The sequence below is a fragment of the Yoonia maricola genome, assembly GCF_002797915.1.
In the GTDB taxonomy this organism is placed as follows: Bacteria; Pseudomonadota; Alphaproteobacteria; order Rhodobacterales; family Rhodobacteraceae; genus Yoonia; species Yoonia maricola.
The window spans coordinates 1,880,461-1,894,045 of the sequence record NZ_PGTY01000001.1 but is presented as its reverse complement, the minus strand read 5'-3'; the positions used below and the strand labels follow the sequence as shown (position 1 = coordinate 1,894,045).

General features: G+C 56.5%; 20 protein-coding genes. 7 read left to right on the top strand and 13 right to left on the bottom strand.

The genetic code is table 11. From position 1 onward, the window contains the following. Positions 1–28: 28 nt before the first annotated feature. The 8 genes from BC777_RS09600 to BC777_RS09570 all read right to left on the bottom strand — a co-directional run bounded on the left by BC777_RS09600 (position 29) and on the right by BC777_RS09570 (position 4,643). The gene (locus BC777_RS09600) at positions 29–442 is read right to left on the bottom strand and encodes a GNAT family N-acetyltransferase (protein ID WP_100367832.1); all 414 of its coding nucleotides are present in this window, start codon (positions 440–442) and stop codon (positions 29–31) included. Continuing rightward, positions 439–1,581 carry a succinyl-diaminopimelate desuccinylase gene (gene dapE, locus BC777_RS09595; RefSeq protein ID WP_100367831.1) on the bottom strand — a complete coding sequence of 381 codons (1,143 nt, stop codon included), beginning with the start codon at positions 1,579–1,581 and terminating at the stop codon, positions 439–441. Before dapE ends, BC777_RS09600 begins: the two co-directional genes overlap by 4 nt. A gap of 61 nt (positions 1,582–1,642) precedes the next feature. Continuing rightward, complete coding sequence (locus BC777_RS19615; protein WP_281251791.1) at positions 1,643–1,765, bottom strand: hypothetical protein; 123 nt, start codon at positions 1,763–1,765, stop codon at positions 1,643–1,645. A gap of 103 nt (positions 1,766–1,868) precedes the next feature. Then, positions 1,869–2,567, bottom strand: coding sequence for a heme-dependent oxidative N-demethylase family protein (locus BC777_RS09590; protein WP_100367830.1), 699 nt, complete (start codon positions 2,565–2,567; stop codon positions 1,869–1,871). 34 nt (positions 2,568–2,601) lie between these two features. Continuing rightward, positions 2,602–2,934: a DUF8846 family protein gene (locus BC777_RS09585; protein ID WP_100367829.1), complete on the bottom strand. Its 333-nt coding sequence runs from the start codon at positions 2,932–2,934 to the stop codon at positions 2,602–2,604. After that, complete coding sequence (locus BC777_RS09580) at positions 2,931–3,212, bottom strand: hypothetical protein (protein WP_100367828.1); 282 nt, start codon at positions 3,210–3,212, stop codon at positions 2,931–2,933. The genes BC777_RS09585 and BC777_RS09580 overlap by 4 nt, the downstream gene beginning before the upstream one ends. Next, the gene (gene dapD, locus BC777_RS09575) at positions 3,213–4,040 is read right to left on the bottom strand and encodes a 2,3,4,5-tetrahydropyridine-2,6-dicarboxylate N-succinyltransferase (protein ID WP_100367827.1); all 828 of its coding nucleotides are present in this window, start codon (positions 4,038–4,040) and stop codon (positions 3,213–3,215) included. It abuts the gene before it with no gap. 57 nt (positions 4,041–4,097) lie between these two features. Continuing rightward, the gene (locus BC777_RS09570; RefSeq protein WP_100368090.1) at positions 4,098–4,643 is read right to left on the bottom strand and encodes a thioredoxin family protein; all 546 of its coding nucleotides are present in this window, start codon (positions 4,641–4,643) and stop codon (positions 4,098–4,100) included. Between the two features lie 90 nt (positions 4,644–4,733). Between BC777_RS09570 and BC777_RS09565 the strand changes: the two genes are divergently transcribed. Further along, a complete protein-coding gene (locus BC777_RS09565; RefSeq protein ID WP_100367826.1) occupies positions 4,734–5,579 on the top strand; it encodes an LOG family protein in 846 nt (281 codons plus the stop codon). A gap of 128 nt (positions 5,580–5,707) precedes the next feature. Here the strand turns inward: BC777_RS09565 and BC777_RS09560 are convergent, their stop codons facing one another. The 3 genes from BC777_RS09560 to BC777_RS09550 all read right to left on the bottom strand — a co-directional run bounded on the left by BC777_RS09560 (position 5,708) and on the right by BC777_RS09550 (position 8,141). Further along, positions 5,708–6,157, bottom strand: a complete 450-nt coding sequence (locus tag BC777_RS09560) for a DUF805 domain-containing protein (RefSeq protein WP_100367825.1) — start codon at positions 6,155–6,157, stop codon at positions 5,708–5,710. Positions 6,158–6,341: 184 nt separating this feature from the next. Beyond that, the gene (rlmN, locus tag BC777_RS09555; RefSeq protein ID WP_100367824.1) at positions 6,342–7,517 is read right to left on the bottom strand and encodes a dual-specificity RNA methyltransferase RlmN; all 1,176 of its coding nucleotides are present in this window, start codon (positions 7,515–7,517) and stop codon (positions 6,342–6,344) included. Between the two features lie 93 nt (positions 7,518–7,610). Further along, positions 7,611–8,141: an invasion associated locus B family protein gene (locus tag BC777_RS09550; protein ID WP_245834225.1), complete on the bottom strand. Its 531-nt coding sequence runs from the start codon at positions 8,139–8,141 to the stop codon at positions 7,611–7,613. 192 nt (positions 8,142–8,333) lie between these two features. On the opposite strand from BC777_RS09550, the gene BC777_RS09545 reads away from it, so the two are divergent. Genes BC777_RS09545 through BC777_RS09535 form a run of 3 tightly spaced genes read left to right on the top strand, consistent with a single transcriptional unit; the run spans position 8,334 to position 11,204 of the window. Beyond that, positions 8,334–9,326, top strand: coding sequence for an asparaginase (locus BC777_RS09545; protein ID WP_100367823.1), 993 nt, complete (start codon positions 8,334–8,336; stop codon positions 9,324–9,326). 54 nt (positions 9,327–9,380) lie between these two features. Next, complete coding sequence (locus BC777_RS09540; protein WP_100367822.1) at positions 9,381–10,169, top strand: exodeoxyribonuclease III; 789 nt, start codon at positions 9,381–9,383, stop codon at positions 10,167–10,169. 9 nt (positions 10,170–10,178) lie between these two features. Next, positions 10,179–11,204 carry an alcohol dehydrogenase catalytic domain-containing protein gene (locus tag BC777_RS09535; RefSeq protein ID WP_100367821.1) on the top strand — a complete coding sequence of 342 codons (1,026 nt, stop codon included), beginning with the start codon at positions 10,179–10,181 and terminating at the stop codon, positions 11,202–11,204. On the opposite strand, the gene BC777_RS09530 is transcribed toward BC777_RS09535, so the two are convergent. Beyond that, positions 11,185–11,424, bottom strand: coding sequence for a helix-turn-helix domain-containing protein (locus tag BC777_RS09530; RefSeq protein ID WP_100368088.1), 240 nt, complete (start codon positions 11,422–11,424; stop codon positions 11,185–11,187). The two genes, BC777_RS09535 and BC777_RS09530, sit on opposite strands and share 20 nt — an antisense overlap. A gap of 5 nt (positions 11,425–11,429) precedes the next feature. Next, the gene (locus BC777_RS09525; RefSeq protein ID WP_100367820.1) at positions 11,430–11,957 is read right to left on the bottom strand and encodes a hypothetical protein; all 528 of its coding nucleotides are present in this window, start codon (positions 11,955–11,957) and stop codon (positions 11,430–11,432) included. Positions 11,958–12,023: 66 nt separating this feature from the next. Between BC777_RS09525 and BC777_RS09520 the strand changes: the two genes are divergently transcribed. The 3 genes from BC777_RS09520 to rlmH all read left to right on the top strand — a co-directional run bounded on the left by BC777_RS09520 (position 12,024) and on the right by rlmH (position 13,506). After that, on the top strand, positions 12,024–12,539 hold the full coding sequence (locus BC777_RS09520; RefSeq protein WP_100367819.1) for a hypothetical protein: 516 nt from the start codon (positions 12,024–12,026) through the stop codon (positions 12,537–12,539). A 143-nt stretch (positions 12,540–12,682) separates the two neighbouring features. Continuing rightward, positions 12,683–13,036, top strand: coding sequence for a ribosome silencing factor (gene rsfS / locus BC777_RS09515; RefSeq protein ID WP_100368087.1), 354 nt, complete (start codon positions 12,683–12,685; stop codon positions 13,034–13,036). Then, complete coding sequence (gene rlmH, locus BC777_RS09510) at positions 13,036–13,506, top strand: 23S rRNA (pseudouridine(1915)-N(3))-methyltransferase RlmH (protein WP_100367818.1); 471 nt, start codon at positions 13,036–13,038, stop codon at positions 13,504–13,506. Before rsfS ends, rlmH begins: the two co-directional genes overlap by 1 nt. Positions 13,507–13,585: the final 79 nt, after the last annotated feature.

Below are 13,585 nucleotides of genomic sequence, written 5' to 3'. Positions count from 1 at the left end.
GCCCTAGCACGGCGTGATGCGGGCGTCATCACAACTCTCGGATCATGTCCTGATGGGGGATGCCTGCATCATCGTAAAACGGGCCGGTCGCGACAAAGCCAAGACGGGCATAAAACCCGATGGCATGATCCTGCGCGCCCAGTTTGGCATGGGTCAGACCGGGCTGGTCGCGTAGATAATCCATGGACACATTGACCAAGGCCGCGCCAAGCCCTGTCCCGCGTTGTTCAGGGACAACACAGATGCGGCCAATCTGCCCGACAGCGCCGTCAATCAGGATGCGGGCCGTGCCAACAGGTTGGTTGTCAATCGTCGCCAGAAGATGCGTGGCTTCGGGATCAAGATCATCAATTTCATCTGCTTCGGCGATGCCTTGCTCTTTTATGAAAATCTGACGCCGCAAGGTGATACAGGGCGCATAGTCGGTCACAATAGAAATCATGCAAAGTAGTCCTGCAAGACGCGCGTGTAGATCGCTTTGAGCTGTTCGATCTGTTCCACCGCAACCCGTTCATCCACCTGATGCATGGTCTTGCCAACCAGTCCGAATTCCACGACCGGGCAGTGGTGTTTGACAAAACGTGCATCCGACGTGCCGCCCGTGGTAGAGAGTTCAGGTTGGCGCCCGGTTTCCGCCGCGACAGCCTTGCCCACCAGATCAGATAAATCGCCCGGCGGCGTGACAAAGCTTTCGCCTGAAACCTTGATCTGCATCGTAACCTTCACGCCAAAGTCAGCGGCAACCTGATCTGCCGTATCCTGCATCCAAGCAGTCAGATCGGCGCTGGTATGGCTGTCATTGAAGCGGATATTTACAGTGGCTTTGGTCTGCGACGGGATCACATTGGTGGCCGGGTTGCCGGTGTCGATGGTCAGCACTTGCAAAGACGAGGGATCAAAATGCGCCGTCCCCTTGTCCAGCATGCGGCTGGACAACACATCCATCAGCCGCGCCATTGCTGGCATCGGGTTCTTGGCGCGATGGGGATAGGCGGCATGGCCCTGCAGGCCAGTCATCGTGAAAAACGCGGTCATTGATCCGCGTCGCCCGATCTTCATTGCTTCGCCCATGATATCGGGGCAGGTTGGCTCGCCTACCAGACAGACGGTCATGGCTTCGTTATTGGTCGCCATCCAGTCAAGCAGGGCCGTCGTGCCATCGACAGCATCGCCTTCCTCGTCGCCAGTGATAGCCAATACAACGGCGCCATCAGGTGGCGTCCCATTCACGAAATCAATGGCCGCCGCCGCAAAGGCCGCCACACCGGATTTCATGTCGGTCGACCCACGGCCATAAAGATACCCATCCTTAATCTCGGCGCCAAAGGGCGGCATCGTCCATGCGGCTTCATCCCCCAATGGCACGACATCGGTGTGGCCGTTAAATCCAAACGTCCGGTTTGCCCCTTGCCGTCCCCAGCGGGCGTAAAGGTTCGATACCTTGCCCCGATCAACACGCGTGCAGGTAAACCCACCCTTGGTCAGCACATCCTCAAGCAAGACCAGCGCGCCGCCCTCTTCAGGCGTGATTGACGGGCAGCGCACAAGGTCGGCTGTCAGGGCGACGGGATCAGTTGGCATGGCATGACTCCTTTGCGCTATGGCTAGCGGCAAGGATGCATAGATGCAATTTCGGATTTGGTCAGGCGGCCAGATACGCCCAGAAGATGAACATTAGGATCAAAACCAGCACGACCTGAATGACCATCGCCTTGATTAAGAATTTTGAGCGTTTTGTATCTGCATCGACGTCGATCTTTTTCATGATCTGGCTTTCTTGGACTGGCGCGATGTCGGGCCGTCGTCGCGCTTACAACATGACCAAAACTAGCATGGAACCGGGTGGCGGTCTATTGCAGTCGGGGTTGCTATGCGTGCAGCACAAAGGTGTGGATTGTAAAAACAACTGCATCGGTGCGTGGCAGGCGCAGGATGCACTGACGCTCTGAACGAATATAGGGCGTCACGTCACCGTCAACTTTCTTATAGGGTTGGTGCAGGTCCGCATCGCTGTAGAACAGCCTGTTGAACCGCCACATCGGGCGCCCGACCTGCACCCCGTCAAACAGCCGCTGCACCCGGCGGGCGATGTTTTCGTCATATTCAGGGACAGGCGCATGGATGCCGATAAGGGGGCGGTTGATCTTTTCCGCCAAACGCCAATTCGCGGGAAAGCAAAGTACAGCCCCGGTGAGCATGTGTTCTGCGCCTTGCTTTTCCATGATGCAGATGTCTTCCTGCACGACCTGCCCAAGCGTTTTCAGTGGGGCCGCCCAATCAATTTGCACTATGCGTCGGTCCGGGCAGGTGATCTGTGCCCCTGACACCGCGAAGCCAAGACCGGGCAGAATATGCAGCGCCTCTTCAAGCACTTCGCGACCGGCGGTGGGGTGTTCACATAGAACGGCCGTGGGTTTGTCGTGCAGCAGTTGCAGGCGGTATGCCATTTGTGCCGCATAGGTTTCGTCCACGCGCAACCAGTCGTCGGGGGCGCAGGGTTGCGTGCCAGGAAGCCGGGGATCGCCCGATTGCGCATCTGGGATACTGTCTTGAAGGATGACACTCATGGTGCCCCACAACACAAGGCGCACTGCATTGCGGCTAACTCACCTTATCAAAAAACGGGGTCATCTGGGCCACGATCACGCTGTTTTCCTTCAAGGCACGCGCCATCAGCGCCTTTTCATCGTCTGCGATGTCATGCCCTTCGGCTAGGCGTTCCTCCAATGTGCCATAGCCGGACACATCCAAGGGGGCGAGGTCGGCCTGTTTGAGGATCGCCACTGTTTCGCGCACCGCCTCTGCCTCATCCACGCCGCTGGCGTAGCACATCAGGGCCGCACCCGTGGCTTCTTCCGGCAGGCCGTCGCCAGTGTTCCGGCCCACCTCAACCAAAAGCGTGTAAACCTGCTGGCGGCTTTCTTTCTTGGTCATTTCGTTTCTTTCTCTTCCCAACGCGACCGGACCGCCCAGATCGTCGAGACGATAATGACGATCTGCAAGGGCGCATAGATCACCAGCATCAGTGCAAGGATTCGCCAAAAGAGCGACAGGTTCATCACGATTGTGAGGGACACCGCTGGCAGGAACAACAAAGCGAGCAATACCGCAATGATCACAATATCAGCCGCCACCGGCAACCACGCCGCCTTGAACGACGGCCGTATGCCTGCCGCGATGCGCTTGCGCGCCAGAAGGCGGCTGATAATCATTTAGTCCCGCAAGAGTTCGTTGATGCCGGTTTTGGAGCGTGTCCGCTCATCCACCCGCTTTACGATCACTGCGCAGTAAAGGCTGATGTTGTTCTTGGACGGCATAGAGCCTGCCACGACAACCGAATAGGGCGGTACTTCGCCATACATGACCTCGCCGGTTTCGCGATCTACGATCTTGGTCGATTGGCCGATGAAGACACCCATGCCCAAGACAGAGCCTTCGCGCACGATGCAGCCTTCGACGACCTCGGACCGGGCGCCAATAAAGCAGTTGTCCTCGATGATGGTCGGACCGGCTTGCATGGGTTCCAACACACCACCAATGCCGACGCCGCCGGACAGGTGCACGTTCTTGCCGATCTGGGCGCAGGACCCAACAGTGGCCCAGCCATCAACCATTGACCCTTCATCGACATAAGCGCCAAGGTTCACGAAGGATGGCATCAGCACCACGTCCTTGGCGATATAGGCCGAGCGGCGCACGATAGAACCGGGCACGGCGCGAAAGCCGGCCTCACGCCATTTGTTTTCCCCCCAACCGTCAAACTTGGATGGCACCTTGTCCCACCAGCTTGACCCACCATTGCCGCCAGAGATCGGTTCCATATCATTCAGGCGGAAAGACAGCAAAACGGCTTTCTTGGCCCATTGGTTCACATGCCAGCTGCCATCCTCCAGCTTCTCGGCCACGCGCAACTCGCCGCTATCGAGTGCATTCAGCGTGTCTTCAATCGCCTCGCGTGTCTCGCCTTGTGTCGATGTGGTGATGGTGTCGCGGGCATCCCACGCGGCTTCGATGGCGGTCTCTAGGGCGGCATTGGACATGTGGGTGTACTCCGGTCAGATCATTTCAGGGGTGTCTAGCGGGGCATGGCCGATCAATCAACGCCACTTAATCGAACATCCCATAGATGGGGTCTGATCCTGCGGGCCTTTACTCGTTTCCGCCACCTGGCGCATGGCATTCAGCAGCTCTGGCACGCGACCGGTCGGATCGCCCATGGCGGCATCATCCAACCGTCCACGATATTGCAGGCCACCTTGGGCATTGTAGCCAAAGAAGTCAGGCGTGCAGACAGCGCCATAGGCTTGCCCAACAGACTGATCCGCATCGACAAGATATGGGGCGGTCAGACCATGGGTCGCGGCAAACCGTGCCATATGCTCGGGCCTGTCTGCGGGATAATCCGCCCAATCATTCGACATGATGCAGGCCACGCCAATGCCCTCGGCTTGCAAAGTCTTGATGTCGGCCACAAGCCTGTCGATGATGGCAATGACATAAGGGCAATGGTTGCAGATAAAGGCGACCAACAGCCCGTTTTGACCCATCAGACTGTCTTTGGAATGTGTCGCCCCCTCCGGCGTCGCAAGCGAAAAATCCGGGGCAGGGGCTCCGAAATCGCAGATGGGGGTGTTCAGCAGCATGACAGCTCCTTTTACTTCGTCGCGTATTTGCATTGCATCTTGGGCACGGTCAGGCAAGCTTGGCGTCAAACAAGGCAGGATACTGAATTTATGAAAGACAACCGTCACCACCCGTTCCGCGACAGCCATCAGGACCGCGAAGAGGTCAAGCATATCCCCGACACCCCGCAAACGCGGGCACCATCCTATGCGCTCGCTTTTGCGGACGACGATTTCATGTGCCGCGAAGAGTTACGGCCCGTGCGTTTGCAACTGGAACTGCTTAAGCCCGAGATGCTGATGAACGAAGCGGATGTGAACTCAACCATCGTTCTGTTTGGTGGCGCGCGTATTCCTGAGCCTGCCAAGAAGGATACGGCGCGCACGCAGACGCTGTCTGATTTGTCGAAGTATTATGAAGAGGCACGCCGATTTGCCAAAATGATGACGACCAAATCGATCGAAACGGGTGGCACCGAAAATGTCATCGTCACCGGTGGTGGTCCCGGCGTGATGGAGGCGGGCAATCGTGGCGCAGAAGAGGCGGGCGGGCGGTCCATTGGGCTGAACATTGTGCTGCCGCATGAACAAGCGCCAAACCCCTATGTCACGCCAGAGCTCTGCTTCAACTTCCATTATTTCGCGATCCGTAAGATGCATTTCCTGATGCGCGCCTCTGCCGTATGCGTCTTCCCCGGTGGTTTTGGCACGCTGGATGAAACCTTCGAGGCGCTGACGTTGATCCAGACAGGGCGGATGGAGAAGGTGCCGTTTTTGCTGTTTGGCAAAAGTTTTTGGGAAAAGATCATCAATTGGGATGCGCTGGAGGATGCCGGGACAATCTCGACGGATGATCTTGAACTGTTCCGCTTTGTCGAGACAGCAGAAGACGCGATAGCGGCTTTGGACAATTGGGAAGGGAAGGGTGAAAAGCGCGGTGTGATACCGGGGCGCTAGGGGGAGGACCTTAACCGCTTGTCTTGATCGTTAGTCCCACTTTGGACCCTCACCAAACCGCATAAGCGATACTTTAGCGGCGTGCGAGGCAGCATCTGATTTGTGATGCAGCCCCGCCAGAACGTTGATCAGGCGAAAACATCCGAGTTGATATCGGTTCTGAGTGGATCAGGCCCGAATTTGTTGTCGCCATCAGTGCCTTTCAGGCAGGTGAGGATAAGTATCGCAATCCCGACCAACGTTCCGATGTATGGAACGTTGCTGGTGATGATGCCTGCCAAGACCCACCAGCCTGACAGGTTGCGGTCATGGAACCGGCGCACTTGCACGGCGATATTCGGGATCATCAAGTATAGGAAACCAACCACACAAAGTGCACCAACAACATAGTTGATAGCCGTGAACTCACCGGTATCTAGCGCCCGAATACCACCCAACCCCATGAACGCGGCGATGAAGCCAATCCAGCAAAGAACGACAAACAGGTAGAAGTACCAGTACTCAGACCGTGACGCCCTGCCGTTGAACGTGAAATACTTCTCTCTTAGACAGGTGCGTATTGCTTCCCTAAAACCCATTGTGCCATCTCCTGTTTGATTGAAAGGCTTTGATTAACGAATTTTTCATTGTGTAATCGCCAGCCTTTAGCGGTCGTAGATGGCAGTAATATGGCCGAAATGAAGCCGGAGTAGCGACGACCGACACCGCATGGACTGCCGCAAATGTTCTGCCGCCAGAATGGATTTTGGAAATTGCGAAAGGTTAAAGCCCGGCCTCTTGTGCGATCTGTGCTTTGGACTTGCGCGCCCGCTCGGTCGCGGACTTTAACTGCCCACAGGCCGCCATGATATCCTCTCCGCGTGGCTTGCGCACAGGTGACGCGTAACCGGCATCATAGACGATATCGGAAAACTTGCGGATCCGGTTGTTGGACGATCGTTTGTAGGGCGCACCGGGCCATTCATTGAACGGGATCAGGTTGATTTTGGCCGGAATACCTTCGATCAGTTTGATCAGGCGGTGTGCATCTGCGTCGCTATCGTTAACACCGTCCAGCATCACATATTCAAAGGTGATCCGCTCGGAATTCGATACTTTGGGGTAAGCGCGCAGTGCATCCAGCAATTCAGCAATCGGCCAGCGTTTGTTGATCGGGACAAGCCGGTCGCGCACCGCGTCTGTTGTGGCATGGAACGACACAGCCAATTGGCACCCGATTTCCTGGGCCGTGCGCGCAATCTCTGGCACGACGCCAGAGGTCGAGAGCGTGATCCGGCGGCGCGATAATGAAATACCCTCGGGGTCCATAGCGATTTTCATCGCATCACGCACGTTTTCAAAGTTATAAAGTGGCTCCCCCATACCCATCAGCACGATATTCGACAAAAGACGGGCATCGCCCTTGGGCCCGCCCGGCACCGGCCATTCGCCCAGATCATCGCGGGCGATCATGATCTGTCCCACAATCTCGGCTGCGGTCAGGTTACGCACTAGCTTTTGCGTGCCGGTATGGCAGAAAGAACATGTCAGCGTACAACCCACCTGACTGGAAATGCACAGGGTGCCGCGATCCGTTTCGGGTATGTAGACAACCTCAACCTCATGACCACCAGCGATACGCACAAGATATTTGCGTGTGCCATCGTCAGATATCTGACGGGTCACAACCTCGGGCAGTTCAATCACAAAGCTGTCTGCCAGCATCGCGCGGTAGTCTTTGGACAGGTTCGTCATCGCGTCAAAATCACGAACGCCCCAGTGATAGAGCCACTGCCAAATCTGGCCAACCCGCATCTTGGCCTGCTTCTCAGCCGTACCCGCCGCGATCAATGCATGACGCATCTGTTCATGCGACATGCCAATCAGGTTCTGCGGTCCGTCTGGCAGCTTGCGCGGAATGGTCAGCACGTCCTGCGTAATGGGGGCCTTGGCGTCCATGGGGTGATCTCTCAATTCGGGGTTTACGGGCGATATAAGAGAAAGAGGCGGCTTCCACAAGGAAACCGCCTCTTAGAATGGATGTATCAGGGTTTAGCCAGCGCAGCGGTTGGCCGCTTCGTCGGCGGCTGCGGTAAAGCCCAGCAGGCTGAAGGTATCTTGTGTCTGCGTGCCGCGACCGGACCGGCCTGTCAAAACGGCATTGGCGCCGCGTTTCATTGCTGCGACAACTCTTGCGTCATCTTCCGGTGTTGCGGGCCAGGCGGTTTCGCCTTGGGTGAACATCTGGAACGTGGTGTCGCCCACCTGCAGGCTGACGGTTGATTCGCTGGCGAAAGGATAGCCGCCGGTGAACATCACCTGACCGGCCACATTCTCGGATGGACGATGAAACACGATCAGGCGGATATCACCGCGACGCACATCAACGCTGTTCCCGTCGCGGGTGTTCAGCGTTTCTTTGGGGGCGGATACCGCCCAGCATTCGCTTGGGTCGCTTTCGACAAAAACGCTCCAATCGGTGTTTGCGGATACGCGATTGTCGCTTTCCTCTTGGGCCGCAGCCGCATTTGCCAACAACAGCGCCAATGACACGCCAATCATACGCGAAAAATTCAAAATCATCTTACAGCCTCCAAGCTGTCCTTGCCTCTGGATGCCTCATCCGGTTGCGATGCATCTGACGGCACCTTTTTCAACTGGCGAGACGGTGTTCAACTCGATAGCTTAGATCATAGCAAAAATCCGCCCTCTGGGGAAAGCCCCTATGCGCACAGCGCTAAGCGACAGGCTTATATAATTCAAAAAGGCAATAAAATGGCAAATCCTGTTGATCTCGTAGAAGTGTGGCGGGGTGATCTGCTGGAGTGCGTGCATCAGGGTCATGCCGTTGTGTGCGATGATACCGGTCAGGTTGTCGCGGCTTGGGGTGATCCAGAGACGGTGACGTATCCCCGCTCGTCCTGCAAGATGATTCAGGCGCTGCCCTTGCTGGAAAGCGGCGCAGGTGCGCATCTGACGCCGGAACAATTGGCGCTGGCCTGTGCGTCCCATAACGGAGCCGCTATTCACACGGATCGGGTGAAAGCATGGCTGGATGATCTTGGCCTCACCGATGATGCATTCCGTTGCGGGCCGCAGATGCCCGCTGATCGGGATGCACGCAATGGTCTGATCCGTGCGGATCAGCGCCCATGTCAGGTGCACAATAATTGTTCCGGGAAACACGCGGGTTTCCTCACGCTGACCAAGCATCTTAAGGCGGGGTCAGATTACGAGCTGATAGACCATCCGGTGCAGCAGGCCTGTAAAGCCGCTTTTGAAGAGGTCACGGAAGAAAACAGCCCGGTGTTCGGGATCGACGGCTGTTCTGCTCCCAATCATGCCTGCACGGTGCATGGGTTGGCGCGGGCCATGGCGTTCTTTGCCACGGCGGGTGACCGGTCAGACCGACGCAGTGATGCAGCCCAAAAGCTGACGAGCGCGATGATGCGTTACCCCGAACTGGTGGCAGGCGAAACCCGTGCTTGCACTGAATTGATGCGTGCAATGGACGGCAAGGCTGCGATCAAGACCGGCGCAGAGGGTGTCTTTATCGCGATCATCCCAGAAAAACGGCTGGGTATTGCCTTGAAGATCACGGATGGGGCCACCCGTGCCAGCGAAGCGGTGATCGCTGCATTGCTGGTCAAATACGGTGTGCTTGATGCGGGCCACCCGGCGGCGCAGGCGCGCATGAATCCGCCAATCAAGAACCGGCGTGCGATTGAAACGGGATTTATGCGCCCAGCGGCGATACTCGGCCTTTGACACAATTTTGACCATACCGGTCGACAGGCCCTAAGACTTAGAACGGATAGAACAATGCCCTTTACTCTTGCTACCTGGAATATCAACTCGGTCCGTCTGCGCGAAGATATCGTTGCACGGCTGATGCGCGACGAGGCCCCGGATGTCCTTTGCCTTCAGGAATGCAAAAGCCCTGTCGACAAAATTCCATTAGAGCAGTTCCAGTCATTGGGCTACACCCACATGGCTGCCCGCGGTCAAAAGGGCTATAATGGTGTGGCGATCTTTTCCAAAATCCCAATGGTCGAGGCCGGGGCCGAGGATTTTGCCGGGCTGGGCCATGCCCGCCATATCGCAGGCAAGCTGGAAAACGGTGTGACCATTCACAACCATTATGTGCCTGCTGGCGGTGATGTGGCGGACAGAGAGGTGAACGAGAAATTTGGCCAGAAGCTTGATTACCTCACCGATATGCGGGACGCATACCGCGCACAGAAACCACAGAAATCCATTCTCGTCGGCGATCTGAACATCGCGCCTCGTGAAGATGATGTGTGGGACCACAAAAAACTGCTGAAGGTCGTCAGCCACACACCGATTGAGGTAGAGCACTTTGCAGACGTGATGGAAGCCGGTAACTGGTCTGACGTGACACGCAACGATATTCCTGACGGGCTGCTGTACAGCTGGTGGTCGTACCGCGCCAAAGATTGGGATGCCGCTGACAAGGGCCGCAGGCTTGATCACATCTGGGCTACGCCGGATATCACGAATGCCGCGCATTCCAGCCGGGTGCTGCGTGACGCACGCGGATGGGAGAAGCCAAGCGACCATGCACCTGTCTTTGCCACTTTTGATCTCTAGGAGATACCGATGACACTGCCAGACAAGATGAACGCACTCGTCCAGCTGCATGATGGTTATGCCGCCACCCAAACGGGCCCGAACATTGCCGATCTAACGCCCTTTGTGGCGCATCAAACGACAGCGGTGCCCCAGCCCGGCGACGGACAGGCGCTGATCAAAGTGCATATGGCGGCGGTCAACCCGTCTGACATCCATTTCATCAAGGGTGAATATGGTCAGCCGCGTCGGAAGGATGTGCCTGCCGGATTCGAAGGTGTGGGCGAGGTTGTGGCCGGTGATACGCCACTTTTGGGTCAACGTGTCAGCTTCTTTGCCTCTGCATCTGGCGCTTGGGCTGAATATGCGATGACGGATACCGCGACATTGGTGCCTTGTCGTCCTGATCTCGCCGAGGTTGATGCGGCAGGGCAATTGGTCAACCCGCTGACGGCCATTGCGATGTTCGACATTGTGAAAGAAAGCGGCGCTGATAGTTTTGTTCTGAATGCCGCCGGGTCGCAACTTGGCAAATTGCTGATCGCGCTGGGCCGTGATCATGGGATTAAACCGATAGCGGTGGTCCGGCGCTCTGCACAGGCGGCTAACTTGCGTGCCTTGGGTGCCGCCGAAGTAATTGTGACAGGTGAGTTGGACCCGCTGGGGACAGCAAAGACGGTGTTTGAGACGTTCAAACCCCTTATCCTGCTGGATGCAGTGGGCGATCAATTCACATCTGATCTGTTCTTTGCAATGCCGGCTAACGCGCGTTGGATCAACTATGGCAAACTATCGACCGAAGCGCCTGCGCTGACGCAATTGGGCCAGATGATTTTTCAACACAAACAAATCGAAGGGTTCTGGCTGACCCGCTGGATGAAAGAGGTAGACCCCGCGCGCATTCCGCAAGCCTTTGCCGAAATTCAGGAACGTTTCGTGACAGGTGCATGGAAGACAGATGTTGCAGGCATTGTGCCTTTGTCAGAGGCAATAACCAAACTGCCCGAGGTCTTGGCGATGCCTGATGGAAAAGCTTTCATTGACCCGCGCGCATAAAGTCAGCGTCATCAGCGGGCGTCTGCGCCTCTAACAAATCTCCCGGCTGACACTCCAACACCGCGCAAATCTTGGCCAGCGTATCAAACCTGATCCCCTTTACCTTGCCTGATTTCAGAAGGCTGATGTTCTGTTCGGTAATGCCCACCGCTGCCGCCAGATCACGCGATTTCATCTTGCGCATTGCTAGCATGACGTCGAGCCGGACGATAATCTGCATCTCTTTCATACGAAGGACTTGTTCTCGGTTGCGATGTCAGAGGCTTCGCGCATCGCCCAGCCGATGATCACGATCAATGCACCAGACAGGGCAAAGAAGATAATCTCGCTGTTCACACCAATCGCGATACTACGCTGACCGGGCGGGTTGGCCATCGTCAGGACAAGCATCTGTAAGGGGCGCAGGACAAAACTTGCGGCGGCCAAGGCCAGAAACCCTTGCCCGATCCGTTGGATCAGCAAAGCGCAATGATCCGTCAAAACCTCGCCAGCGGCATAGGCTGTGAAAAGCTTGCGCATGGCATTCAGCGTGAACAACAGGATAACCAGTTTCAGCAAGCCAAGCGCAAGGGCGATCTGCAATTGGCTCTGCGTTGCGTCAGGTGAAACGGGAAAATCGACCTGAACCGTTGCAGGGGTCAACGGCGAGGTCATCAGACTAAGAGCGACGGCAAGCGGCAGCAGAACCATTCCAATAATCGTCAACCAACGGAGCAGACCGGCGCGTTTCGACAGAATATGAAGCTTTGACATTTATCACCTTTCTATTTCTAAAATTTAACGTAAAACAATAAAAAATATCTGTCAAAGGAGATTCGTATGCGGTTTTTACTTTTATCTGTGCTGGCCCTCACCGCCTGCACCAGCATCGTACCCCTCACAGCCATGCGGCTGAGCGGGCTGTCACCGGCCAGCGCTGATCCTGCTGATTTGGCCATTGATCTTGGCCTGCCTGCGGGGATCGACGTCAGCCCGGGCGGGGCCACAATGATATTCAAGGTCTCGCGCGTCGATTTGGGCGAGACGCGCGAGGGGCAGTTCGCGCTGAAACGCGACGGATCGATCTTTATGGTTGATCCCCAAGACTATGCCGACTTGCGGGCGCTACAGGCTTTGACCCGAACATGGCAAGCCGAAAACGATGATGCGACCAACGGGTCATTGATGATCAATGTCTCACCTTGCCGGATCGGTGATGGCCCGGCGGAGGATGCCCGCGTCAATGTGGCCGTGCGCATGCAACGGGACGGCGCTTTTTTGCCGTTGGTGCGTGACGGCCCACTGTCGGCTGTGACGTCAGAGCAGCAATTACAGGATATGCCGAACTGTCCGTGACCGCATTGTTGAAAAACACCGCCAGCGTTGCTACCTTTGATATATACCCGGGCGTCGGGGTTTTGACGACGTGCTTTAAGGAGGACAATGAACTGTCTCTTTCTACAGCGGCTGATACATCAGCCAAAGCCGGAGCCGCAGCAATGACGGCCCAGCAAGCAAGCAGCGAGAGCCTCTTGGCGGCTGTTCTGAAATCTCTTGATGACGACAAAGGCGAAGATATCGTGCAGATCAATCTGCGCGGCAAGTCCGAGATTGGTGACTATATGGTCATCGCATCGGGCCGCTCTACCCGTCAGGTCACGGCGATGGCTGAAAAGCTGGCCGATAAGATCAAGCAGGATTTCGGGATCATCTGTAAGACCGAAGGCAAGGACACTGGCGATTGGGTGCTGATCGATACAGGTGATATTATCGTGCATATCTTCCGACCCGAAGTGCGCGAGTTCTATCAGCTTGAAAAGATGTGGCAATCAGGGGCGGCGACCGCCGTCTGATGCGGGTCCAGATCTGCGCTGTCGGCCGTCTACGCAAAGGGCCCGAGCGCGACCTTTATGATGACTACCTCACCCGGTTTGACAGGACCGGGAGGGCGCTGGCCCTTGGCCCTGCGCAATTAATTGAAGTCGAAGACAAAAAGGGTGGCGGCATGGCCGCAGAGGCTGCTTTGTTGGAGCGTGCCATGCCGGATGGCGCATTGATCTGCACGATGGACGAACGCGGCAAGGTCATGAGTTCGCCGGACTTTGCAGCCCTTCTCGCCCGCTGGCGCGATCAGGGGCGGCAGGACGTCAGCTTCATCATCGGTGGTGCGGATGGGATTGATCCGGTCTTGCGCTCCCGTGCCGATGCGTCCTTGAGCCTTGGTAAGATGGTCTGGCCCCATATGTTCGTGCGCGTGATGTTGGCCGAACAGCTGTACCGTGCCGCCTCTATTCTGGCCGGTGGTCCTTATCATCGGGTCTAGGACCCTCCGGGGGGAGTTTTTTGGCCAAGATGAAGAAGAGGCCCGGTTTCCATGCGGGACCGGCTGCGTTAAACAACAC

Coding starts and splice junctions, on each gene's coding strand:
- BC777_RS09600 (WP_100367832.1), bottom strand. CDS start 442: ATGATTTCTATTGTGACCGACTATGCGCCCTGTATCACCTTGCGGCGT.
- dapE (WP_100367831.1), bottom strand. CDS start 1,581: ATGCCAACTGATCCCGTCGCCCTGACAGCCGACCTTGTGCGCTGCCCG.
- BC777_RS19615 (WP_281251791.1), bottom strand. CDS start 1,765: ATGAAAAAGATCGACGTCGATGCAGATACAAAACGCTCAAAATTCTTA.
- BC777_RS09590 (WP_100367830.1), bottom strand. CDS start 2,567: ATGAGTGTCATCCTTCAAGACAGTATCCCAGATGCGCAATCGGGCGAT.
- BC777_RS09585 (WP_100367829.1), bottom strand. CDS start 2,934: ATGACCAAGAAAGAAAGCCGCCAGCAGGTTTACACGCTTTTGGTTGAG.
- BC777_RS09580 (WP_100367828.1), bottom strand. CDS start 3,212: ATGATTATCAGCCGCCTTCTGGCGCGCAAGCGCATCGCGGCAGGCATA.
- dapD (WP_100367827.1), bottom strand. CDS start 4,040: ATGTCCAATGCCGCCCTAGAGACCGCCATCGAAGCCGCGTGGGATGCC.
- BC777_RS09570 (WP_100368090.1), bottom strand. CDS start 4,643: ATGCTGCTGAACACCCCCATCTGCGATTTCGGAGCCCCTGCCCCGGAT.
- BC777_RS09565 (WP_100367826.1), top strand. CDS start 4,734: ATGAAAGACAACCGTCACCACCCGTTCCGCGACAGCCATCAGGACCGC.
- BC777_RS09560 (WP_100367825.1), bottom strand. CDS start 6,157: ATGGGTTTTAGGGAAGCAATACGCACCTGTCTAAGAGAGAAGTATTTC.
- rlmN (WP_100367824.1), bottom strand. CDS start 7,517: ATGGACGCCAAGGCCCCCATTACGCAGGACGTGCTGACCATTCCGCGC.
- BC777_RS09550 (WP_245834225.1), bottom strand. CDS start 8,141: ATGATTTTGAATTTTTCGCGTATGATTGGCGTGTCATTGGCGCTGTTG.
- BC777_RS09545 (WP_100367823.1), top strand. CDS start 8,334: ATGGCAAATCCTGTTGATCTCGTAGAAGTGTGGCGGGGTGATCTGCTG.
- BC777_RS09540 (WP_100367822.1), top strand. CDS start 9,381: ATGCCCTTTACTCTTGCTACCTGGAATATCAACTCGGTCCGTCTGCGC.
- BC777_RS09535 (WP_100367821.1), top strand. CDS start 10,179: ATGACACTGCCAGACAAGATGAACGCACTCGTCCAGCTGCATGATGGT.
- BC777_RS09530 (WP_100368088.1), bottom strand. CDS start 11,424: ATGCAGATTATCGTCCGGCTCGACGTCATGCTAGCAATGCGCAAGATG.
- BC777_RS09525 (WP_100367820.1), bottom strand. CDS start 11,957: ATGTCAAAGCTTCATATTCTGTCGAAACGCGCCGGTCTGCTCCGTTGG.
- BC777_RS09520 (WP_100367819.1), top strand. CDS start 12,024: ATGCGGTTTTTACTTTTATCTGTGCTGGCCCTCACCGCCTGCACCAGC.
- rsfS (WP_100368087.1), top strand. CDS start 12,683: ATGACGGCCCAGCAAGCAAGCAGCGAGAGCCTCTTGGCGGCTGTTCTG.
- rlmH (WP_100367818.1), top strand. CDS start 13,036: ATGCGGGTCCAGATCTGCGCTGTCGGCCGTCTACGCAAAGGGCCCGAG.